This is a genomic window from Enterococcus sp. AZ120 (genome assembly GCF_050546165.1).
GTDB classification, from domain to species: domain Bacteria; phylum Bacillota; class Bacilli; order Lactobacillales; family Enterococcaceae; genus Enterococcus; species Enterococcus faecalis.
Map to the genome: position 1 here is coordinate 2,652,501 of NZ_CP172950.1, position 22,250 is coordinate 2,674,750.

Annotated in this window: 19 protein-coding genes, 1 rRNA gene and 1 other annotated feature (1 of these 21 only partly in view); of the genes, 3 read left to right on the forward strand and 17 right to left on the reverse strand. The window is 39.0% G+C overall.

Annotation, left to right across the window (positions count from 1 at the left end; genetic code table 11):
• Window positions 1–993: ribosomal RNA gene (locus IGJ46_RS12635) — 16S ribosomal RNA — on the reverse strand; it reaches 568 nt to the left of the window's first position.
• 666 nt (window positions 994–1,659) lie between these two features.
• Between IGJ46_RS12635 and IGJ46_RS12640 the strand changes: the two genes are divergently transcribed.
• The 3 genes from IGJ46_RS12640 to serS all read left to right on the forward strand — a co-directional run bounded on the left by IGJ46_RS12640 (window position 1,660) and on the right by serS (window position 5,126).
• Entirely contained in the window at window positions 1,660–2,349 is a 690-nt protein-coding gene (locus tag IGJ46_RS12640) for a response regulator transcription factor (RefSeq protein WP_002355963.1), read from the forward strand.
• A complete protein-coding gene (locus IGJ46_RS12645; protein WP_002363566.1) occupies window positions 2,339–3,520 on the forward strand; it encodes a sensor histidine kinase in 1,182 nt (393 codons plus the stop codon). Before IGJ46_RS12640 ends, IGJ46_RS12645 begins: the two co-directional genes overlap by 11 nt.
• A 40-nt stretch (window positions 3,521–3,560) precedes the next feature.
• Window positions 3,561–3,767, forward strand: a binding site (T-box leader).
• 87 nt (window positions 3,768–3,854) lie between these two features.
• Window positions 3,855–5,126, forward strand: coding sequence for a serine--tRNA ligase (gene serS / locus IGJ46_RS12650; protein WP_116593377.1), 1,272 nt, complete (start codon window positions 3,855–3,857; stop codon window positions 5,124–5,126).
• A 211-nt stretch (window positions 5,127–5,337) separates the two neighbouring features.
• Here the strand turns inward: serS and guaB are convergent, their stop codons facing one another.
• From guaB to IGJ46_RS12730, 16 genes are all read right to left on the reverse strand, one after another.
• Window positions 5,338–6,819, reverse strand: coding sequence for an IMP dehydrogenase (guaB, locus tag IGJ46_RS12655; RefSeq protein WP_002355966.1), 1,482 nt, complete (start codon window positions 6,817–6,819; stop codon window positions 5,338–5,340).
• A gap of 157 nt (window positions 6,820–6,976) precedes the next feature.
• Entirely contained in the window at window positions 6,977–8,659 is a 1,683-nt protein-coding gene (locus IGJ46_RS12660) for a 6-pyruvoyl-tetrahydropterin synthase-related protein (RefSeq protein WP_218391333.1), read from the reverse strand.
• Window positions 8,660–8,824: 165 nt separating this feature from the next.
• Entirely contained in the window at window positions 8,825–9,514 is a 690-nt protein-coding gene (locus tag IGJ46_RS12665) for a DUF1129 domain-containing protein (protein ID WP_002363563.1), read from the reverse strand.
• A gap of 108 nt (window positions 9,515–9,622) precedes the next feature.
• Window positions 9,623–10,738 carry a redox-regulated ATPase YchF gene (gene ychF / locus IGJ46_RS12670; RefSeq protein WP_002355971.1) on the reverse strand — a complete coding sequence of 372 codons (1,116 nt, stop codon included), beginning with the start codon at window positions 10,736–10,738 and terminating at the stop codon, window positions 9,623–9,625.
• 56 nt (window positions 10,739–10,794) lie between these two features.
• Window positions 10,795–10,980 (reverse strand): DUF951 domain-containing protein, encoded by a 186-nt coding sequence (locus IGJ46_RS12675; RefSeq protein WP_002355974.1) that lies wholly within the window; start codon window positions 10,978–10,980, stop codon window positions 10,795–10,797.
• A gap of 117 nt (window positions 10,981–11,097) precedes the next feature.
• A complete protein-coding gene (locus IGJ46_RS12680; RefSeq protein WP_002355975.1) occupies window positions 11,098–11,988 on the reverse strand; it encodes a ParB/RepB/Spo0J family partition protein in 891 nt (296 codons plus the stop codon).
• Window positions 11,981–12,742, reverse strand: a complete 762-nt coding sequence (locus IGJ46_RS12685; RefSeq protein WP_002355976.1) for a ParA family protein — start codon at window positions 12,740–12,742, stop codon at window positions 11,981–11,983. The genes IGJ46_RS12680 and IGJ46_RS12685 overlap by 8 nt, the downstream gene beginning before the upstream one ends.
• Before the next feature lie 15 nt (window positions 12,743–12,757).
• Window positions 12,758–13,474: a 16S rRNA (guanine(527)-N(7))-methyltransferase RsmG gene (gene rsmG, locus IGJ46_RS12690; protein ID WP_002355977.1), complete on the reverse strand. Its 717-nt coding sequence runs from the start codon at window positions 13,472–13,474 to the stop codon at window positions 12,758–12,760.
• A 247-nt stretch (window positions 13,475–13,721) separates the two neighbouring features.
• Window positions 13,722–14,708, reverse strand: coding sequence for a DUF3114 domain-containing protein (locus tag IGJ46_RS12695; RefSeq protein ID WP_289853877.1), 987 nt, complete (start codon window positions 14,706–14,708; stop codon window positions 13,722–13,724).
• A 558-nt stretch (window positions 14,709–15,266) separates the two neighbouring features.
• A complete protein-coding gene (locus IGJ46_RS12700) occupies window positions 15,267–17,039 on the reverse strand; it encodes an oleate hydratase (RefSeq protein ID WP_002361446.1) in 1,773 nt (590 codons plus the stop codon).
• Between the two features lie 200 nt (window positions 17,040–17,239).
• Window positions 17,240–17,917 (reverse strand): fructose-6-phosphate aldolase, encoded by a 678-nt coding sequence (locus IGJ46_RS12705; protein ID WP_002361447.1) that lies wholly within the window; start codon window positions 17,915–17,917, stop codon window positions 17,240–17,242.
• A gap of 27 nt (window positions 17,918–17,944) precedes the next feature.
• Window positions 17,945–18,301 carry a PTS glucitol/sorbitol transporter subunit IIA gene (locus tag IGJ46_RS12710; RefSeq protein WP_002355981.1) on the reverse strand — a complete coding sequence of 119 codons (357 nt, stop codon included), beginning with the start codon at window positions 18,299–18,301 and terminating at the stop codon, window positions 17,945–17,947.
• A gap of 23 nt (window positions 18,302–18,324) precedes the next feature.
• Window positions 18,325–19,320, reverse strand: a complete 996-nt coding sequence (gene srlE / locus IGJ46_RS12715; RefSeq protein ID WP_002355982.1) for a PTS glucitol/sorbitol transporter subunit IIB — start codon at window positions 19,318–19,320, stop codon at window positions 18,325–18,327.
• A gap of 16 nt (window positions 19,321–19,336) precedes the next feature.
• Window positions 19,337–19,891, reverse strand: coding sequence for a PTS glucitol/sorbitol transporter subunit IIC (gene srlA / locus IGJ46_RS12720; protein ID WP_002355983.1), 555 nt, complete (start codon window positions 19,889–19,891; stop codon window positions 19,337–19,339).
• Entirely contained in the window at window positions 19,891–20,376 is a 486-nt protein-coding gene (locus tag IGJ46_RS12725) for a transcriptional regulator GutM (RefSeq protein WP_002355985.1), read from the reverse strand. Before IGJ46_RS12725 ends, srlA begins: the two co-directional genes overlap by 1 nt.
• Complete coding sequence (locus IGJ46_RS12730; RefSeq protein ID WP_002367533.1) at window positions 20,373–22,235, reverse strand: BglG family transcription antiterminator; 1,863 nt, start codon at window positions 22,233–22,235, stop codon at window positions 20,373–20,375. Before IGJ46_RS12730 ends, IGJ46_RS12725 begins: the two co-directional genes overlap by 4 nt.
• Between the last annotated feature and the right edge of the window lie 15 nt (window positions 22,236–22,250).

Genomic DNA, 22,250 nt, shown 5'->3' on the forward strand with positions numbered 1-22,250 from the left:
TCGCGTTGCTTCGAATTAAACCACATGCTCCACCGCTTGTGCGGGCCCCCGTCAATTCCTTTGAGTTTCAACCTTGCGGTCGTACTCCCCAGGCGGAGTGCTTAATGCGTTTGCTGCAGCACTGAAGGGCGGAAACCCTCCAACACTTAGCACTCATCGTTTACGGCGTGGACTACCAGGGTATCTAATCCTGTTTGCTCCCCACGCTTTCGAGCCTCAGCGTCAGTTACAGACCAGAGAGCCGCCTTCGCCACTGGTGTTCCTCCATATATCTACGCATTTCACCGCTACACATGGAATTCCACTCTCCTCTTCTGCACTCAAGTCTCCCAGTTTCCAATGACCCTCCCCGGTTGAGCCGGGGGCTTTCACATCAGACTTAAGAAACCGCCTGCGCTCGCTTTACGCCCAATAAATCCGGACAACGCTTGCCACCTACGTATTACCGCGGCTGCTGGCACGTAGTTAGCCGTGGCTTTCTGGTTAGATACCGTCAGGGGACGTTCAGTTACTAACGTCCTTGTTCTTCTCTAACAACAGAGTTTTACGATCCGAAAACCTTCTTCACTCACGCGGCGTTGCTCGGTCAGACTTTCGTCCATTGCCGAAGATTCCCTACTGCTGCCTCCCGTAGGAGTCTGGGCCGTGTCTCAGTCCCAGTGTGGCCGATCACCCTCTCAGGTCGGCTATGCATCGTGGCCTTGGTGAGCCGTTACCTCACCAACTAGCTAATGCACCGCGGGTCCATCCATCAGCGACACCCGAAAGCGCCTTTCACTCTTATGCCATGCGGCATAAACTGTTATGCGGTATTAGCACCTGTTTCCAAGTGTTATCCCCCTCTGATGGGTAGGTTACCCACGTGTTACTCACCCGTCCGCCACTCCTCTTTCCAATTGAGTGCAAGCACTCGGGAGGAAAGAAGCGTTCGACTTGCATGTATTAGGCACGCCGCCAGCGTTCGTCCTGAGCCAGGATCAAACTCTCATAATAAAAGTTAGAACAATCTTACGATTGTTAAGCTCAATTTGTTTGCTAGCATATTGCTTGCTTGTTAAAAATGTTTGTTGTCTTGAATTGAATCAAGACGCCCTACACATTTGGTTCGTCTATTCTTTGTTCAGTTTTCAAAGGTCTACGTTACCTCGCAGCAACTTTTATATCATAACAAACTTTCGTTTGAATGTCAAGAACTTTTTTAAAAAAGTTTTTTTAAGTTGTTTTGCTCGGTTGTTGTTGTCTGTTGTGACAACTTCTATATCTTATCATCTCGTTTGTTATTTGTCAACAACTTTTTTGTTGTTTTTTCAAACTTTTTTCGAGAGATTTGAAATCAAGAATTGTTATTTAATTATTGATTTCTGAATCGCTCAGCTGTGTGACTCGCCTTGCGACATGTAATAATATACCAAGATTTCAAGCATTGGTCAATCATTATTTTCACTTTTTTTAAACTTTTTTTCAATACCGATTATTATGATTGGTATAGGTATTTTCGTTCGTTTTTTACCCCCTTTCATCCTTTTTTGGCTATAGTTTATTAACTTTTAGCAAAATCTTCTAAATTTATCGTAATATATCAAGGATTTTGTCCTTTTTAGCAATTATTTGTTAAAATATGGAAAAGAGATTTTTTATATATGGAGGAAATGAACGCTTATGAAAATTTTAGTTGCAGATGATGATAAAGAAATTGTAGAACTATTGAGTATTTATATTCATAATGAAGGATACGAAGTCGTGAAAGCTTATGATGGAAAAGAAGCGTTATCCAAATTGCACACAACACCAGATATCGATTTATTAATCTTGGACATTATGATGCCAATCATGGATGGAATGGAAGTAGTAAAAGAACTTCGAAAAGAATCGCAAATTCCAATTATTATGTTAACAGCAAAAACAACCGATATGGATAAAATCAAAGGCTTAGTTGCTGGTGCAGACGATTATGTCACCAAGCCTTTCAATCCTTTAGAAGTAATGGCTCGGGTGAAGTCTATTTTACGTAGAAGCCAAATGCAATTAACCAAAGAAGAACCCGATGAATTAGAAGTCGGCCCATTAATGATTAATAAGGACTCTCACGAAGTCAAAACAATAGAAGGAAAAGAAATTCAATTAACCGCTCTTGAGTTTGGTATCCTCTATCTATTAGCTAGTCATCCAAATCGTGTATTTAGTGCGGATGAAATTTTTGAGCGTGTGTGGCAACAGGAAAGTATTGTTTCTGCTAAAACCGTGATGGTTCACGTCAGTCATTTAAGAGATAAGATTGAAGAAGCAACTGGTGGAGAAAAAGTCATTCAAACAGTGTGGGGAGTTGGATATAAGATCGATGCTCGTTAAACCTAAAAAGATTGAAAAACAAAAACGAATTACCTTAACTTCTAAAGAAATCAGCGAGTTATTAGCAGAAGCAATTGTGACAATTGTTTTATTACTACTATTAAATGTCTCAATTATGTTCCTTTTAGGACAACTACTTAGTGAAAACTCGCCCTTAGCTGGTGTCATCTGGGCCACTAAGGATGCGGTCGCTAAAGAATTAAATACTGATTTGTTTTGGAGCTGGAATAAATTTGTCTTACCCATTTTCTTTTTAGTAGATGCAGCTGTTCTCTATTGGCGCTTAATTCGTCGCTACCACCAAATGCAATTGCGTCATATTATCAGTGAGTTACATTACATCGCTGATGGTAATTACAATCACCGCATTCCGTTTGAATTAAGTGGTGATTTAGCAAAAGTCGTGACGAGTATTAACGGTCTGGTGGATAGTACTGTCGCAGCCATTGAAGATGAACGGCGAATTGAAAAATCAAAAGATGAATTAATTACGAATGTCAGTCATGATATTCGGACACCGTTAACTTCTATTATTGGTTATCTGGGATTGATTGAAGATCGTCAATTTCATAGCCAAGAAGATTTACTGAAATATACGCATACCGCTTACGTCAAAGCGAAACAAATGAAATTATTAGTTGATGATCTTTTTGAATATACAAAAGTCCGTCAACCAAGTGTACCGATTCATACGACGACTTTTGATATGGCACAATTAATTGAACAGCTTGCTGCCGATTTTGAATTGGAAGCGAAAAAGATTAATATGCAAATCCAAGTAAAAGCCAATCCAGCTTCTTTAATGATGGAAGGCGATACAGAAAAACTAGTCCGAGTCTTTAACAACCTTCTTTCAAACGCTTTGAAATATGGCAAAGGCGGCCATCATATTGTAATGGAAGTAGACAAAGTCGGCACCGAAGCAATTATCGCTGTTCGCAATGATGGACCAGCTATCCCTAAACATTCTTTAGATCAGTTATTTGACCGCTTCTATCGTGTCGAAGAATCCCGATCACAAGAAACGGGTGGTACTGGTTTAGGTCTGGCTATTGCACAAAGTATTGTTGCTTTACATGGTGGATATATTTATGCGAAGTCTGATCAAAAGTGGACTTCCTTTATTATTCATCTACCCTTACAGCGTACCAACAAGAAATCAGAGAGTTAATTGACATCCCTGAACTTTTTCGGTATTCTATAGAAAAGAGAAAACTAAGAGAAAAAGTATTTATGGCACTGAATTCCAGAGAGTTTGCGGGGGTGCGAGCAAACATTCATCTATAAAGAAGTCCGTCTCTTCCAGGTGTCCAGCGAAATAAGTTGGAACGGTCTGCAGCCGTTATCTGCAAATCAAGGGCAGTAACATTACTGAACTTGGGTGGTACCGCGAGATTTCCAGTCATTTCGTCCCAAGAATATTTATTTTTGGGGTGAGATGGCTTTTTTGTTGTTTTCTACAACAGTTATTATTGATTATGTACTAATTTTAAGGAGGAAAAAATATGTTAGATGTAAAAATGATGCGTCAAAATTTTGACGAAGTAAAAGCAAAGCTACAAACCCGTGGTGTGAAAGAAGAAATCTTAGTGGAATTTCTGCGTTTAGATGAAAGTCGCCGTGATTTATTAGTCAAAGTCGAAGAAATGAAAAAATACCGGAACGATGTGTCTGCTGAAATTGCTCAATTAAAACGGAACAAAGAAGATGCAACGGCCAAAATCGCGGAAATGAAAGAAGTCGGCGGTAATATTAAAGCGTTAGATGCAGAAATTAATGCTATTGACGAAGAGCTACGTGGGATCACAACTACTTTACCGAACTTGCCAGATGATTCTGTGCCTGTTGGTGCTGGTGAAGAAGAAAATGTAGAAGTACGTCGTTGGAGTGAACCAAGAACTTTTGCTTTTGAACCAAAACCACACTGGGAAGTCGCTGAAAACTTAGGCATTCTAGATTTTGAACGTGGTGCCAAAGTAGCTGGTAGCCGTTTTGTTTATTACAAAGGCCTAGGTGCTCGCTTAGAACGTGCGTTATACAACTTCATGTTAGATTTACATGTTTATGAACATGGCTATACAGAAATGATTACGCCTTATATCGTTAATGACACCGCCATGTTCGGAACTGGCCAATTTCCTAAATTTAAAGAAGATGTCTTCCAATTACAAGATACGGATTTAACGTTAATCCCAACGGCGGAAGTCCCTCTAACCAATTACTACAACAATGAAATTTTAGATGGCAAGGATTTACCAATTTACTTTACGGCCTTGAGCCCTTCTTTCCGTTCTGAAGCTGGTAGCGCTGGTCGTGACACACGTGGGTTAATTCGTTTACACCAATTTAATAAAGTCGAAATGGTTAAATTTAGTGATGCAGAGCATTCTTATGAGGAATTAGAAAAAATGACGAATAATGCCGAAGAAATTCTGCAAAAACTGGGATTACCTTACCGTGTCATGGCTCTTTCAACAGGTGACATGGGCTTCTCAGCTGCGAAAACTTATGACTTGGAAGTTTGGATTCCTGCTCAAGAGACGTACCGTGAAATCAGTTCATGCTCAAACTGTGAAGATTTCCAAGCGCGCCGTGCGATGATTCGTTACCGTGATGAAAATGATAAAGTCCAATATGCGCATACACTCAATGGTTCTGGTTTAGCCGTGGGACGGACAGTCGCTGCTATTTTAGAAAACTACCAAAACGAAGATGGCTCTGTGACTGTACCAGAAGTCCTAGTTCCTTACATGGGTAACCTAACAGTTATTAATTAAAGGGAAGATGAAGGTCGTTGTCTGATATCAGATAACGGCTTTTATTCTATAGGAAAAGGAGCCTGTAACAAAAATCATTTTGGATTTTTGTTACAGGCTTAAAAATTGATAAACGGTGGAAACAGAAGCAACTCCTTCATTCTACAGAAAAAGAGGCAGACGTCGAAATGACGTCTGCCTCTTTTAAATTTCAAAAAAATCAGCTTTTATTTTATTGAACAGAATAGTTTGGTGCTTCTTTTGTGATTTGAACGTCATGTGGATGTGATTCTTTCAATCCGTTACCACTCATTTGAACAAATTGTGCTTCTTCACGCAACGCTTTCAGGTCTGCTGCACCGACGTAACCCATCCCTGATTTCAAGCCACCGATTAATTGGAAGACAATATCAGAAACGCTTCCTTTGTAGGCGACACGTCCTTCGATTCCTTCTGGCACTAATTTGTTTGCTTCATTGACACTTCCTTGGAAGTAACGATCACTTGATCCTTTTTCCATTGCACCCAATGAGCCCATGCCACGGTAAGTTTTGAAACGACGGCCTTGATAAATTTCAAATTCGCCTGGAGATTCATCTGTACCTGCTAACATACTTCCTAGCATTACAGCATGTCCACCAGCAGCTAAGGCTTTCACGATATCACCAGAATATTTAATACCGCCATCAGCGATAATTGCTTTACCATATTCTCTAGCTACAGAAGCAGCATCATAAATCGCTGTTAATTGAGGAACACCAACACCAGCAACGACACGTGTTGTACAAATTGAACCAGGTCCAATACCAACTTTGACAACGTCCACGCCGACATCATACAATGCTTTGGTTGCTTCAGCAGTGGCAACATTACCAGCAATTAATGTTGCTTCAGGGAACGTTTCACGAATTTCTTTAATTTTGCGAATAACGCCGGCACTATGGCCATGTGCAGTATCGATAACAATCGCATCGGCACCTGCTTCTAATAATGCTTCCGCACGTTCGAACGTATCACTAGTGACACCGACTGCTGCCGCCACAAGTAAACGACCGTGTTCGTCTTTGGCAGCATTTGGGAATTCAATCACTTTTTCAATGTCTTTAATTGTAATTAAGCCACTTAAGCGACCTGCTTCATCAACGATTGGTAATTTTTCGATTTTATGTTTTTGTAAGATTTTTTCTGCATCTTTTAAAGATGTGCCAACTGGCGCAGTGACTAAATGATCTTTTGTCATGACTTCTTCGATTTTGATTTGGTAGTCCGTTACAAAACGCATATCACGGTTTGTAATAATTCCGACTAATTTACGGTTTTCCATTGTTTCTACAATTGGCACACCGCTAATACGGTAACGACTCATTAATTCTTCTGCATCCGCTACTAAGTTTGTTGGTGTTAGAAAGAATGGATCAATGATAACGCCGCTTTCAGAACGTTTGACTTTACGTACTTCGTCTGCTTGTTGGGCGACAGTCATATTTTTATGTACGACACCTAGTCCACCTTGACGAGCCATCGCAATTGCCATATTACTATCTGTAACAGTATCCATACTGGCACTCATCAATGGAATATTTAACTTGATATTTTTAGCTAATTGTACACTCATGTCTACATCATTTGGTAAGACATGGCTTTCTGCAGGGATTAATAGCACATCATCAAATGTAAGACCTTTTTTCGCAAATTTTGTTTCCCAATTTGACATTTTTTTGTCCACTCCTCGACTTAATTTTATATATGAAAATAACAGATAATACTAAGGAAGTCAACTAGATTTGTTTAAATAATCAATGAGGAATAAAGGACAAAATGCCGAAATCGGTTTGTCCTCTATTCAACTCTTCCTAATTAAGGTCCTACTTTCATCGTTGTTCTTTTATCTTGTGTTTCTTTTTTTGTTGTAAAAATCGGCTAAATCCAAAACCACCAACAGAAAGCAAGGTAATCATTGTCCCTATTTTTTGCACTTTTGTTCTTTGGTAACGGATGTCGACATGTCCTGTACCAGATAAAGAAAGAGCGGCTAAACCTCCTTGATTGGTTAGGCTCATTTTTTTAGCGCCCGTTTGGTTTTTCATTTGAATCGTGGCTTGATAGCCTAAGTAATAAATAAAAGGAACGGTCACCTTCGCTGATTGATTCACCACTTGGTAGTCAAATGAAATTTTCCCATAAGGCATTCTAACGTTTGTAATGGTTACTTGTTCTGCCGAATAATCAAGTTGTCGTTTTTTCTGTTTCAATAATTCCTGATAATTGATTTCATCTGGCAAATATTCATGGCCCGCACCGATATAAAAAGGCGTTGATTGCTCATACTCAGCTTTTGTTAACAGGCGTCCTTGTTGTGACTGAATACTTTGATATTGATAAATGCCTAAATTGCTGATGGCAAGGAAAACCAACAAAGCCACAGTCCAAGATTTACGGAAAACGCCCCATTCGTCTTGTGCAATGAAAAAAGCGAGCATTACGGAAAGAATCCCTAAAAACCGCCAAGGAAACTGAATCGTATTTAAAGGCGTGTGGTTCAGCAAGTGCCAAGGAAAAAGCGTGGTAACCATCAATAAGAGTACCAGCGTCAAACCAATAAACCGTTTGTCCTGAATTTTTTTGCTGGCAAGCGAAACCACTGCTACAACAAGTCCCACAAACAAAAGGGTTCCTAGATTCGCTGTTTTCGCGTGAAAAACACTGCTCTTTAAACTATTAATGAAAAGAGAAACAATAGGATAACTTCTTTCGGAAATATAAGTGAGTGGATTGGAGGTAACTTTAAACACTTGATTTTTCATTTGTTCAGCAACTGGTAAAAGATAAAAGGCCAGCCAAAGCAGCGTCAGACCTGCAGCCTTCGCTAATGCCCACAGGACCTCCTTTTTAAAAAACTGCTGCCAATAAAACAGAATGTATAACCCAATCCAAATAGAAACCATTTCAATAGAAATAAAGTGAGCCAACCCAATGCCAGTCATCGCCAACGTTAACAACGGCCAACATTTCGTGGTTCCCTTTCGTAATAAAAACAGGCTCGCTAAGACCAACGGAAAAAAGCTTAGCGCCAAAAATTCTCCTAACGCTTGGCGATTAAACAAGTCTTGCATGCGGTAAATAGATAAGCCATACAAAATGGCAAAGAGATAGCTTCTTTTTTTAGAGAGCGCCATTAATCGGCCTGCATAATAAGTAAGACTAAATGTTGCCAAGTTTACCGCAAAAACAAAAATCGCCATACTAGCGACAAAGGAAAGCCCCAGAACACGCAAAAGCGCAGGTAAATAAAGATACGCATCTGGATAAAACAAACTAGAGGCATAGCCATAGCCTCCCAAGAAAAAATAATTGATTTTAGGAAACCAGTCGTTGTTTTTAATTGCTAATGCGAGGCCTTCCACCCGATTTTGATGAAAGCGGAAATCACTTGCTCGTAAAAAATTCTCTTGAAAATAGACAAAATAGAGAGAAAGTCCACTTAATAAGAGAAAACTAATAAAAATGAGTAGCCGCTCGTGTTGACGGCACCAAGACTTCACTTGTTGTCCCATAAGAGGCTCCTTTCTTTACAAACTTCTGAAAACAGAAGCCTGGGACACTAGTTTTTTCGACTAATCCCCCAGGCTTTAACTGTTAAAACGCTCTATTGAGAGAGCGACTTTGCTTGTTGCAGTTTCTGCGTCAGCCGAGCGCATTCACAATTGAGCGCGCGCCGTTTATTGACGTGTCATGAAACTACCTTGAATATTGTATTTTTTCTTGAAGAAATAGCGTGCTACAAAGGCTAACGCACCGATTACTAAAGCAATCATCGGATCTAAAATGGGATTGATCACTGGTGGCAGCATTGCTGAACCAGCGAAAACTGCAATCCACAAGAACATTCCGCCAAATAGAATGGCAGTCGTTTTTAACCAACCAGGACGTTTGCTTTTGTCGCCACCTTGACGATCAAAACGGTAAACATATTTGTGCATTAGATAGAAAACATAACCCCCAGCCATCGCACCTAAGATATATGTGGTTAATCCGAGAGGTTGTGCGGTTCCTTTTGAAAATAGAGACATCGCCGCTAACATGATTGTTAATAAACCAAGCAATAGTAAGGTATTGTCGAGCCAAATCATCCAGCCCGCTGGTTCTTTGACTTCTGCTGGTTTATTTAAAATTGCTTCCGTCCGTTCTGAAACAGTGCCAAATAACTGACGGGCTGTTTTGCCTGTTTTTTGACCGGCTACTAATTCTGGTAAAATACCGTGTAGAGCCAATGCTAGCTCTTCTTCAGATAAATTAGCCGCTTTTAATGATTTTTTTAAGTCAAAAATGTATTGTTCATTTCTTTTAGTCAAATTCTGTTCTAATTGACGATTCTCAGCCACGATTGCTCGTAATGCTTCTGCTTCCATAGTTGTATCCTCCTCACCCTCATGTAGAGGGAACCTCTTTCTAAACGGCTGAATGGCCTTAAATATGTGGGCTTAGCCCAAAACAAATTGCTTGTTGGGCACATTTTTTTAAACGTTAAAACGGAACAACATAACATCGCCATCTTGAACGACGTAGTCTTTTCCTTCTAAACGAACACGGCCCGCTTCTTTGGCAGCTTGCATATTGCCATATTTATCTAGGTCTTCATAAGAAACTGTTTCCGCACGAATGAAGCCTCGTTCAAAGTCACTGTGGATAATCCCAGCTGCTTGAGGTGCCTTGATTCCCTTACGGAACGTCCATGCACGAACTTCTTGTTCACCAGCTGTAAAGTAGGTAGCTAAGCCTAACAAATCGTAAGCCGCACGAATCAATTGATCTAAGCCAGATTGTTCAATGCCCATTGCTTCTAAAAATTCAGCCTTGTCTTCTTCAGAATCCAATTCAGCAATTTCTTCTTCTGCTCGCGCACTAACTACGATTACTTCCGCATTTTCACTGGTTGCAAAATTACGAACTTGTTGTACATACTCGTTGTTGTCTGGATCCGCCACTTCATCTTCTGAAACATTTGCTACATAAAGGACCGGCTTTGTGGTTAATAAGAAAAGAGATTTAACAATTTTCTCTTCTTCTGGCGTAAATTCAATCGTACGAGCAGATAAACCTTCTTCTAAAACTGGTTTAATTTTGTCTAAAACAGCTAATTCTTCCACCGCTTCTTTATCTTTTGCTTTCGCCATTTTAGCCACGCGAGTATAGCGCTTATTGATTGAATCTAAATCTGCTAAAATTAGCTCTAAATTAATTGTATCAATGTCTGCTAAAGGATCAACGAAATCCGCATCCCGATTTTGTTCACGCATGATATTTTCGTCATCAAAACAACGAACCACGTGACAGATTGCATCTACTTGACGAATGTGACTTAAAAACTGATTTCCCAGCCCTTCTCCTTTGCTGGCACCTTTAACAATTCCGGCGATGTCTGTAAATTCAAACGTTGTGGGAACTGTTTTTTTCGGTTTTACTAGTTCTGTCAAGCGTTGTAAACGGGCATCTGGTACTTCAACCATGCCGACGTTCGGATCAATCGTTGCAAAGGGATAATTTGCAGCTTCTGCTCCTGCTTTTGTAATTGCGTTAAATAGGGTCGATTTACCAACGTTTGGTAAGCCGACAATTCCAGCTGTTAGTGCCATTTGTTTTCCACTCTTTCTCTCAGTCTATTCTCTTTTCTATTAGAGGCATCAAAGCATTAGTCTGCTTTTTTCTCGATTACTTTTTTTAATTTTTTAGTAAAATCACGACGCGGCATCATGACAATATGCCCGCAATTCGTGCACTTGATTTTGATATCAGCGCCCATGCGAATGATTTGCCAACGATTTGCTTGGCAAGCATGCGGCTTTTTCATTTCGACAATATCGCCTAAATCATACATGTTCCAAGCCTTCTTTCTTCTCTTACTTATATAAAAATACCATGATTACAATACCATTTTTTACCGAAACTAGCAAAAGGATTTGTGACTTTCTGTCTTACTTTCTCACTTTGCTTTTTATTCCTCGTCAAAATGAATATCTAAAATATCTAAAATTCTAGCCAAATCCGAAGAGGACAAGTACTCAATTTCAATTTTTCCTTTGCCTTCTTTTTCTTGAATCGCTACGGTTGTCCCAAATTTATCCATTAAGCGGTCTTCACTTTCACGAATATAAATGGGTTTTTCTTTGATGGCTTTTTTCGCTTTTTTGCCCTTTTTGCCTTGTGTTTCGTTTAATTCAGCGACAAGTTGTTCTAATTGTCGAACCGTTAAATTGTCTTTAATACAACGATTAGCTAATGGCAATAGCTGTTCTTTGTTCTTCAAGCCTAATAACGTCCGTGCTTGACCCATTGACATGCTTTGTTTTTGAACCATTGCTTTGACCGCATCTGGTAAGGTTAGCAACCGTAAATAATTGGCAATATACGGGCGACTTTTGCCCAAACGTTCTGCGACTTCCGCTTGTGTTAATTTCAAATTTTTCATTAGCATTTCATAGGCTTCTGCTTCTTCTAGCGGATTTAAATCTTCCCTTTGTAAGTTTTCCAAAACAGCAACTTGCATCATGGATTCTTCATCAAATTCGCGAATAATTGCGGGAATTTTTTCTTTGCCGGCTAATTTAGAAGCCCGGAACCGACGCTCACCTGCAATAATTTCATAGCCTTTAACTGCCGATTTACGAACAATAATCGGTTGAAACACACCGGAATGTAGAATCGAGTTTGCAAGTTCTTGTAAAGAGGTTTCATCAAATGTTTTCCGCGGTTGGTAAGGATTGGGACGAAGTTCGTTTAATAGAATTTCTGTCACTTGTTCGTTCTTAACGTCGACATCTTCTAGCTTTGCGATATCTTGAAACAAGGCATCGATGCCTCTGCCTAAACCTTTGCCTTTATTCATTCTCCAACACTTCCTTTGCTAGTGCTTGATACACTTCGGCACCTTTTGAGCGAATATCATAGTCAATGATTGGTAAACCATGACTTGGTGCTTCGGATAAACGGACATTTCTTGGAATAATCGTGTCATAGACTTTTTCACGGAAATATTTACGGACTTCTTCCACGACTTCGGCACCTAAATTGGTCCGAGCATCGTACATGGTTAACAAGACCCCTTCAATTTTCAATTCAGGGTTAAAATGTTTTTGAACCAAGCGAATCGTATTTAGCAATTGACTCAAGCCTTCTAATGCGTAATATTCACATTGAACAGGAATTAGAATCGAATCACTTGCTGTAAAAGCATTGATTGTTAAATGCCCTAGAGAAGGCGGGCAATCAATTAAAACGAAATCATACATGTCTCTTACTTCATCAATTGCTAATTTCAAGCGCGATTCTCGAGCCATCATTGAAGTTAACTCAATTTCGGCGCCTGCTAATTGAATAGTTGCAGGGACAATATCTAAATTTTCACGGCTGGTATGTTGAACCACGCTAGTGATTGGTTCTTCATTTACAAGGACATCATACACATCATGTGCGACATCTGGTTTAGGGACACCCATGCCACTGGTAGCATTTCCTTGTGCATCAATGTCGATCAGTAAGACTTTTTTGCCTAAGTTTGCTAAACATGCGCCTAAATTTACAGTGGTCGTTGTTTTACCAACGCCGCCTTTTTGGTTCGCTACAGAAATAATTCGTGTCATGTGTGTGCCTCCATCTTATTTAATCGGTTGTTTATTTGGTAATCCAGGTTTTCTGGGATATTTTTTAGGGGTTTCTTTTTTCTTTTGAATCACGACAATGTGGCGTTCGTCTGCCGTAATCGGCAAAGTAAAACCAACTTCTTTCTGAAATTGACCGCCTAATGTAGCGATTGCAGGTTTTGCTTCATTAATTTCTTCTTCACTTTTCGATGCTTTTAAGGCTAAAAAATAGCCTTCTTTTTTAACTAAGGGTAAACACAGTTCACTTAAAACATTTAATCGTGCAACTGCTCGCGCTGTAACGTAATCAAACGCGCCACGAAATTCTGCTTTTTGACCAAATGTTTCTGCACGATCATGATACAAAGAAACATTAGCCAAACCTAGTTGATTCACCAACTCTGTTAGGAAAGTAATTCGTTTATTTAAAGAGTCAACAATTGTGACATTTAATGAAGGAAAAACAATTTTCAAAGGAATACTTGGAAATCCTGCGCCTGCGCCAACATCACAAATGGCTTTGTCACTGGCAAAGTCTTCAAAGAATGCCAACGAAACAGAATCATAGAAATGTTTCAAATAAACTTCTTTTTCTTCTGTAATGGCTGTTAAATTCATTTTTTCATTCCATTCTACTAGTAAATGGAAATATTGGTCAAATTGTGTCATCTGTTGGTCTGTCAATTCAATGCCTTTTGCGGCTAATAGTTGTCTAAATTCTTCGGGTAGCATAAAGACTCCTTCCTTTTTTGTGAAACAGAAAAATGTTTCACAATCATCTTTTCCTACTTTAACGCAAATAGCAATTTCTTGCAATGCTTTTCGGAAGATTTTTGCCTGAATGATAAAAGAAAAATCCGCCTTTTTGTGTAGTAAAAAGGCTCTAGCCACGGGCCAAAATGTTCAATTGGCGGCAACGAAAACCGCCTTTCTCTAAGAGTAAAACAAGCCAATGTTTCATGTGAAACATTGGCTTGTTTTACTTACTATAATCATCGCACTTTATTTGTCGTTCTCTGCGATAGTCGTATTCTTGGATACGGGGACTTAACCAACCTTTTTTGGCTGTTTTTCGTAATTGATGATCAAATCTCCCTGGTGGTGAACTATCTAGTAATTCATGGGTACGATTATTCCGATTTGCATAATTAAACGATTCACCATTCAAGACTTTTTCCTGGTGTTCACTGTTTTTGGCCGCTTGATAATAAGCTGGATTACTAATTAATCTGCCTCGCCAGTCTTCAACTAACACATCCCACTGGGTTACAAAGGTCCCTTCTTCATTCAAAATAAACTCACTGTGAAAATTAGGCGTCAATCGTTTCTTATTAATTAAAGAATAAGATGCCCCCTCAGGGTATTTGTTGTGCAAACGAGCAGAGCTTTTTTTCAGCTTCCGCCCGCCCATTCCTTGCGGCTTGGCCGCAAAAACATAGCGTTTTAATGCCTGTTCATCGGTGTCCCCTTCTTGTTTAAAAAAATCGCGGATATACGTGATATTTTGACGATCAATATACATTCTTAATTGATGTATCTTTTTCGCTTTCTCTTGGTTAAAGCTCCCAAGAAGACCTAACGGATAGGCTTTTTGAACTGTTTTTGCCAACAAATCCCAAAACGTCGCATGCGGTGCAACCGTCTTCGAGAAACGATAAGGTCCTACTAATTGCAACATGCCATGCTGATCCAACACTGCACCTAATTGCCATAACAGTAACGAGAGCTTTTCTTGCGGACGATAAGCCGAAAAGCGAAATAATCGCTCATACGCTGAAGAGCCCACTTCTTCCACTTCAGAAAACAGTTCCGCGACTGCTGTTTTCGCTTGCTCAAGTGGCAAGAAACGCGTGTCTTTTATGGCGCTTTCCACTAATCCATAAACAGCTTGGCGGTCCCAGCCAGCGTCAATCGCCGCCTCTACACCAGCACTCATTGCTTGTTGTAATTCTTGCCAACGTCCCATCTTCTCGCCGCCTTTTTCTATATACTTCTTCTATAATGATAATCCTTTCCCCGCAAAATGCCAACTGCTTTAACGCAAAAAAACAACCCGCCCTTTGGGGAAGGGCGGGCGGAGGAGTTAAAAAATGAAAAAGTGTTTTGTTAGGGTTTTGTTTATCGGGTATGTTTAAATAATAGCCGTTAAATGTGAAGAAACTATGGTAAAAATGCGCCTTCTTTTCAACAAAATTTTGAAAAAGTCTCTTCAGAAATTAAGATTTTTTTGCAAAGTTGCCCACTGGCTACTCCCATTCAACATATTATATATTTAATATCCATAAAATCACAAAAGAAATATACACAATAATGAATATTTATTCAACGGTTGATAATCCAACAAAAAAGAGCATGGGACAAAAATCACTTTGGATTTTTGCTCCACGCTCAAAAACTGATAAACGGCGGGAACAGAAGCAACTCCTTCGGAAATAAGCCGAAATTCTCCAAAAATTATAGAACAATTTTCGGAAATTCCTTCTTATTTCTCGGAGTTAAACACTTCTATCCCGACCTCTTTCAACTAAATTAAATGATTTTCTCTTAAAATATCACCAATATACGTATCCTCAAATTTCTTCACAAAGTGTTCAACCATTTTGCGTTCCACGAACGGCATATCCATTTCTGTTAATTTTTTCTTGTCAGATAAATAATAAACAGAGTTTGCTAAGACGCGCAAGTCGTATGCAGAAGCAAACACTTCTGGTACTCCGCGTTCAACCTCTAGCAATTGATAAACAGCTTCCATCGCTGTCCGTACAGAATACTCTGTTGTAAACACCGTATCTCGTTCAGTATCTGCGAAGTTCCCGATGAAAGCAAGATTTTTAGAGCCGTTTGGTACAACTAATGGTCGATCGCCTGGTTCTCTTAACATAAAGTAAGAAGTGATAAACGGCATATAAACCGGAATAGTGGTAGCCGATTCTTCTGAAATACGTTCAATTTCCCCTTCTGGGACCCCTAAATGATAAAGTAACTCTTGCGTAATTTCTTGACCTGTACATTGTTCAATTGGTTTTTTGATATAATTTCCTGGTTTATTAGAAAGTAATCCATATACCCAAGTTATAGATTGTTGATCATTTTGTTCTTTAAAATGCGGTTGTCTATGCATAGCGAAACTCATCATCCAATTAGAGTCTTTGATAGTAATAATACCACCTGTGACAATTTTTCCTGTCCGTAATTTACGATGTGTTAACCGAGAAAGATACGGTTCAATATCGAAATTTTCCCACGTAATCGTTGCTGAGACAAACCAACTTTCATCTGGTAAATTTTCACAGAAAACTTCTGGGTGTCCAAATTCTGGGGATTGTTTTGCTAAGTTTTTCCAGAGATTCCAACTTCCCCCTAGTTCATGAGTAATTGGTGCTGGTGTATGATGATCTCCTTGCGTCGAACTTTCAGTAATTGAGCCATTCGTTACGAAGACTAAATCATTTTCAGTTAAAGGAATTTCTTTGGTTTTGCCCGCTTGTGTCAACAATAATCGCCGAGCAACTTTAGTAGCTCCTTTGATGTCGACTTGGATATCATTGATCGTTGTTTCATATTGAAAGTCTACCCCTTGATTGGTTAAAAAGCTTAGTAATGGTTTCACTAACGATTCGTATTGATTGTATTTGGTAAACTTCAAGGCTGTAAAGTCAGGCAAACCTTTGATGTGGTGGATAAAGCGCATGATGTAGCGGCGCATTTCAATGGCAGAGTGCCATTTTTCAAAAGCAAACATTGAACACCAATAGATCCAAAAGTTGGATTCAAAAAATTCTTCGCCGAAAACATCTTCAATTTTTTTGCCAATTAATTGATCTTCAGAAGTCATAAATAAATCAACGATTTCTTTTTGTGCTTTTTTGGATAAAGTAAATTGTCCATCATCAGGGACACGTTCGCCACGGTTATGAATAATGCGGCAATTTGAAGAATTCGGATCATCTAAATCTAACCGGTAAAACTCATCTAGGACAGAGGCATCTTCTACTTCTAATGATGGTACCGAACGAAATAGATCCCACAAACACTCGAAATGGTTTTCCATTTCGCGTCCGCCGCGAGTGACAAAGCCATCATGGGGAATAAATTTACCATCTAAAGAACCGCCAGACAGCGTGAGTTCTTCAAAAATGTGAATATTTTCGCCCTTCATTTGACCGTCACGAATTAAGAAAACAGCCGTTGCTAAACCTGCTAGGCCACCACCAACGATATAGGCACTCTTGTCATCTACACCTTTTGGTTTTCTTGGTCGAGCAAATGCTTCATAATTTCCATTTGTGTATCTCATTCTCGTTTCCTCCTATCATTTGATACCCTCATCATACTGCTACCAAAAAAAATACCCAAAAGATAACCCTTTTTTTTAAGAAATTCTTTGACAAATAAAGAAAATTGTCTAATTTTTAAGCAAGTGAATAATCGTAGATGTTTCATGTGAAACAAAAAAAGAACGAGAAGAAAAATGGCCGCTTTTTCTTCTCGTTCTTTTTATGCTAATTCGTTTACCGTTTCTACTCCAAAAACAGCAACCCAATCTTCCTGAAAATCAGTTACTGCTTTTTGAATGGCGGGCATTGCCAAGCCTTGTGTCACGAGTTCTGGTGCGATAGTGGCCGCTTGCGCCCCCATTTGACAGGCTTGATTAATTTGTGCCACGTTTTTAAAACTAGCAGCTAAGATCTTACTCTTTGCGTTCGTCCGTTTAATTTCTGCAGCTAAATGCTCAATAACCTTTTGAGAATCAATTGTTAAATTCTCCATCCTATTATAATACGGTGCTAAATAATCTGCACCTGCCGCAATCGCTAGGTAGCCTTGAAATTCTGTATAAATAGCGGTTGCTGTTATCCGATAATTTGCCTGCTTTAGTTGTTTGATGGCTGCCAAGCCTGCTTCATTGACTGGGATTTTAATGAATGTTTCTTGGCCTAATTGTTGTACAATGGTTTGGGCATCTTCTAGCATCTCTTCTGTCGTTTGACCGACCACTTGGACGTGCAAACTCGCTTGTCCAATCGTTTTTTTGATTTCTTTCATCTGCGCAAAGAAGTCAATTTTTCCTGCTTGCTTAACAATACTAGGATTAGACGTTACGCCTGCCAGTGGTAAAATTTTCTGATACTTTCGAATAGCCTCAAGATTAATTGTATCTAGCATAAATTCCATCTTTTACGTTCCTCCCTTAAACGATAATTATAGAATAGTGATTGTTGTACCAACAGTTATTTCAGGAATAGCTTTTTCTTCAACATATAATGTACCTGGTAATTCAGGTGTTGTTGCGCCATCAAATTTAATAGTAATGTGACCCAATGTGTCTAAATTAGTTAATACTACCTCGCCTACAGCGGTAATCTGGTAAGTTTGTTCATCAATCACTAACGTTTGCTTGTCCGTAATCGCTTCTGTGACTGGCTGAACCTCAATGTTATAACAATAATCTGCTAAAGCATCTGGTGCATCTTTTCCAAATAAGATGACCATTTTTTCTTCTTTAAATAATTCGGCTTCTGGTCCAATAGACTGAACCTTTGTTGTAAATACTGACATTTCCCATCCTCCAAAAAAATTTTTTAACTATACAATCCAAAACTTGCTAACCAAGCAACTAGTACTCGAGGGGCACCATTTAAGAAACGAGAATATAAAACAGAAGGGACCCCGACTTCAACGGTTTCAGCTTCAGCTTCTTCCAAGCCTAAACCCACGGGAATAAAGTCGCACGCGTTTTGTGTATTAATAGCAAACAATGCTGGTAGAGCTAGTTGTGGCGGAATGTTGCCTTTCCCAATTTCCACACCAATTAACGTACCAATTACTTGGCTGATTACTGCTCCAGGACCTAATAAAGGAGAAAGAAACGGCAGAGAACAAATAAAACCAATAATTGTTAACCCCACAATGTTTCCTGCCAATGGCGCCATGATATTGGCAAAAAATTCACCAATTCCTGAACCTTGAATCACACCAATTAATAAAGAAACAAATGCCATAAACGGAATCACTGTGTTGATCATCGTTTGTACGCCTTCACGGGCTGATTGGTTGAATGTCGCTACAACTTTTCCTGCACCCATACCAATTTTCGCAACAAAACTTTGTTGTTCCGCTTTTTGTTCAGTAATTTTTTTACTTGTATCATATTTAAATTCTGTTTTTTTCGAGGTGGGCTTTTCTGTATCAGCAGCAGCTTCTTCTGATGTCAATGTAATCTGTTTCGGGCCTACAGCGGAAACATAAATTGTCTCATTAATGTATTGTGCTAAGGGACCACTTTTGCCAGTTGGAACAACGTTAATAGTAGGAATTCCTTTTTTAGGATAAATTCCGCAACGAAGAGTGCCTCCACAATCAATAATGGCTAATGCGATTTCATCATCTGGAATCGATGTCTTAAAACCATTGACCGCTTCCATTCCTGTCAATTCTACGATTTTATCAACGATTGCGGGTTTCTCGCCGCCACCTGTAATGTAAATAAATTTATGTTTTTCTTCTGTCGGTGTAATCACTAAGGGCCCACCATAACCGCCATTTCCTTTAACTACCTTAATACTATTGTACGTCATCTCACCTTGCTCCTTTCTAATCCACAGCAATCTCTACTGTTTTACTAAGGGTAATTCCTTGTTGTTTGCAAACATAGGCGGTAGTGAAATCGGTAACCCAACCGCCAATAAAATTCATTAATATCCCTACAAACATATAGCGAATCGCTAGGTCCATCGAATTTAGTCCTAACGTATCAATCCCTTGCGCAATCCCTAACCAAACGAACAATTCACCAGGATTAATATGAGGGAAAACCCCATTACTGGTATGACAAAATTGCGCTTGTGCAGCATAATAGCTAGGTTTATAGTATTCTGGTAAAAATCGTGCCATCGTAAAGGACATTGGATTGCCTAACATAAAAGCGGATAAAAAAGGCAGCACTAAATACCGCGTAACAGGATTTTTGGCAGAAAGTTTGGCTACTTTGGTTACTCTTTCTTCTCCTAGAAAAGCAATTAAAGTATTCATAGCTACCATTAACATCAAAACAACAGGTACGATGCCTGTCATCCAAGAAATAAATGTTTCTGCTCCTGTTTGGAAAAGGTGCATAAATCCTTCCGCAAATTTTGTAATATAAGACATTACTCGACACTTCCTTTCAATTTTGTTTGTACTTTATTTTTCCATAATTGCCATTGAATTTTGGCTCCATTAAGCGGCGTTAATGGTTGTGTTTCTTGATAATTGCCAAGCTCAACACGTAAGTAAATTTCTCGTGCATTTTCCATCGCTTGTTGGGTTAATTTATTTTCCTTTTGTACGAGTGGATGGTAATGATCCATATAATGAATATCCTCGTTCACGTACTGAGGTAAGGGATGAAATTTAGCTAGAACGGTGACACCTTGCATCTTTCTAGCGGCTAAGATTTTCCCTTGCGAATCCACAGCAAACAAGATAATCGTGCCTGCTTTTAACTTCCCTGCACGTCGACCAATCGCGACTTTTCCTAATTGTCGCAATTCTTGGTAGTTTTGATTAAAGTGTTTAATCTGTTTCATTCCCATAGCTATCTGAACAAAGTAAGCTGTTAAAAAAAGCGCCCCGAATACGTAGATAAAACTCATATGATAATCCCCTTCCTTTGCATCCACTCTTTAACTGCTAAAACATCTCGTTGCTTCCGTAACTCATTACGTAAACGTTCGTCTCCTGCGATTGTAAACAAGCGGTCATATAGTTGTAGTAACTCTGCTTCAACAGTGGCCGTCAGCTCTTCTGGAATACCCAACAGCAAAATAACATCAACTTTACCTTCTGGTGTAACCAGTGATTCTTCAAAAACCCCAATCGATAAAATAATCGTTGGTAAGGCTTGATTAATTGTATGGGGAAAGGCAATCCCCGATTCAAAAATAGTTGTTTGTTGATCTTCTCTAGTAAAAATTCGTTCGATAAATTGAGGATCTACTAATTTTTCTGCTTCTAAATCAGCAATCATTTTCTGGATATTCGCTCGGTAACCTTGAGTATTCTCTAATAATTGATAGGTCATATGAATATTTTGAGATTCCACGGAACGAATTTCTTTTGCTCTCTGCCACTCATTTCTGAGCCAAGTATCGTTAAATAAATTAGTTAAATGGATCATCGGTGTTTGTGGTCGAATATTTTTTAAGGGAATGGTTGTAAAAATAGCAAAATATTGATTCAATTCTCTTCTCTCTGCCTCTTCTTCAGAAAAATGGGCAATCTGGACGTCTGGACCCAAAACTTTTTCCAATTGCCGCTGAATGATCAAGGCCGTTCCATGACCTGTACTGCAGATTACAGCGATTTCTTTTTTGGCTCCCGCTTCATAGTTCCCTCTCAATGCTAGTTCAAAATACAAAGCGAGATACCCAAATTCAACCGTCGGCACACAACGATTTAACAAACGGCCCAATTCTTGCAAGCCAATCTTGGCTAATTCATAGGCCAAAGGATATTGTCGTTCAATTTCTCCGTAAAATAAATCGTGACACTCCACATGAAAAACGAGTCGATTCATCACGTTTCTTAAATGATCTTTCATTTCTGAAAACAAGAAGTCCTCATCAAATTCAACAACAACTGAATGATGAATTTTTTTCATCATTTTTTGAAAATAGTCAGCTAAGAGTCCTTCATCAGCCAATAAAGAATTACGAATATGGTTTGTGTTGATGTTAAAAGGAAAGCTGATAAAGGAACGTTCCCATTGGCTTAACGTTACATTATAGGTTATTTCCAAGTGATACATCAGTTCTTCAATCTGCTCGTTATGACGAACATAATCAACATATTCTGGTGGTAGTTCCGTAATGAGTTTTCCAGCTAAAACACGCTGCAAAACAATTGAAACCACTCTTCGTAAAAGAAAACTATCTTGTTTTGCTAGTCTTGTTTCTTTGATTATTTTTTGTATCATTTGTTTGGTAGTTTCATGAAGAAACTGTTCTTCAAAATATTCTTGGACGTAATTCACATGAAGTAAGCGTAAATCAAACTCTTTTCCTTCTAAATGAATGCCACGGTTTGGCGTACCTACAACCGCAACCTGCCAAGGAGCAATCAGCTCTTTCATGCGCTTAATGTCTTTATTAACTGTGCCGCGACTAACGGCGAGTTCTTCGGATAAATCATAAGTTGAAATAAATTGATCTTCTTCTATTAATCGTTTGATAATGTAGGAAACACGCTTGCTTGAAGAATTAAAATCAGATTCCCTTTTTAGCCGTCCAGACAAAACCTCTTCAAAACCTTCAAAGTTATTGATTTCTAACTGAAAGAGATTTTCCTTCTGAATAATTTGGGCGATACCGATTAATTCATCATTCAATGTATCAATGTTTTTACGAACTGTTTGAGGACTTGCGGCTAATTTTTCTTGCAATTCCTGTAAGCTCATTCCTTTGTGATCAACTAGTAATTTTATTACTTGGTACCATCTATTTACTAGCGTCATTTAGTTTTCCCACCT

Bases quoted from the DNA above. Each gene is read 5' to 3' on its own strand.
- IGJ46_RS12640 (WP_002355963.1), top strand. From the start codon at position 1,660: ATGAAAATTTTAGTTGCAGATGATGATAAAGAAATTGTAGAACTATTG.
- IGJ46_RS12645 (WP_002363566.1), top strand. From the start codon at position 2,339: ATGCTCGTTAAACCTAAAAAGATTGAAAAACAAAAACGAATTACCTTA.
- serS (WP_116593377.1), top strand. From the start codon at position 3,855: ATGTTAGATGTAAAAATGATGCGTCAAAATTTTGACGAAGTAAAAGCA.
- guaB (WP_002355966.1), bottom strand. From the start codon at position 6,819: ATGTCAAATTGGGAAACAAAATTTGCGAAAAAAGGTCTTACATTTGAT.
- IGJ46_RS12660 (WP_218391333.1), bottom strand. From the start codon at position 8,659: ATGGGACAACAAGTGAAGTCTTGGTGCCGTCAACACGAGCGGCTACTC.
- IGJ46_RS12665 (WP_002363563.1), bottom strand. From the start codon at position 9,514: ATGGAAGCAGAAGCATTACGAGCAATCGTGGCTGAGAATCGTCAATTA.
- ychF (WP_002355971.1), bottom strand. From the start codon at position 10,738: ATGGCACTAACAGCTGGAATTGTCGGCTTACCAAACGTTGGTAAATCG.
- IGJ46_RS12675 (WP_002355974.1), bottom strand. From the start codon at position 10,980: ATGTATGATTTAGGCGATATTGTCGAAATGAAAAAGCCGCATGCTTGC.
- IGJ46_RS12680 (WP_002355975.1), bottom strand. From the start codon at position 11,988: ATGAATAAAGGCAAAGGTTTAGGCAGAGGCATCGATGCCTTGTTTCAA.
- IGJ46_RS12685 (WP_002355976.1), bottom strand. From the start codon at position 12,742: ATGACACGAATTATTTCTGTAGCGAACCAAAAAGGCGGCGTTGGTAAA.
- rsmG (WP_002355977.1), bottom strand. From the start codon at position 13,474: ATGCTACCCGAAGAATTTAGACAACTATTAGCCGCAAAAGGCATTGAA.
- IGJ46_RS12695 (WP_289853877.1), bottom strand. From the start codon at position 14,708: ATGGGACGTTGGCAAGAATTACAACAAGCAATGAGTGCTGGTGTAGAG.
- IGJ46_RS12700 (WP_002361446.1), bottom strand. From the start codon at position 17,039: ATGAGATACACAAATGGAAATTATGAAGCATTTGCTCGACCAAGAAAA.
- IGJ46_RS12705 (WP_002361447.1), bottom strand. From the start codon at position 17,917: ATGGAATTTATGCTAGATACAATTAATCTTGAGGCTATTCGAAAGTAT.
- IGJ46_RS12710 (WP_002355981.1), bottom strand. From the start codon at position 18,301: ATGTCAGTATTTACAACAAAGGTTCAGTCTATTGGACCAGAAGCCGAA.
- srlE (WP_002355982.1), bottom strand. From the start codon at position 19,320: ATGACGTACAATAGTATTAAGGTAGTTAAAGGAAATGGCGGTTATGGT.
- srlA (WP_002355983.1), bottom strand. From the start codon at position 19,891: ATGTCTTATATTACAAAATTTGCGGAAGGATTTATGCACCTTTTCCAA.
- IGJ46_RS12725 (WP_002355985.1), bottom strand. From the start codon at position 20,376: ATGAGTTTTATCTACGTATTCGGGGCGCTTTTTTTAACAGCTTACTTT.
- IGJ46_RS12730 (WP_002367533.1), bottom strand. From the start codon at position 22,235: ATGACGCTAGTAAATAGATGGTACCAAGTAATAAAATTACTAGTTGAT.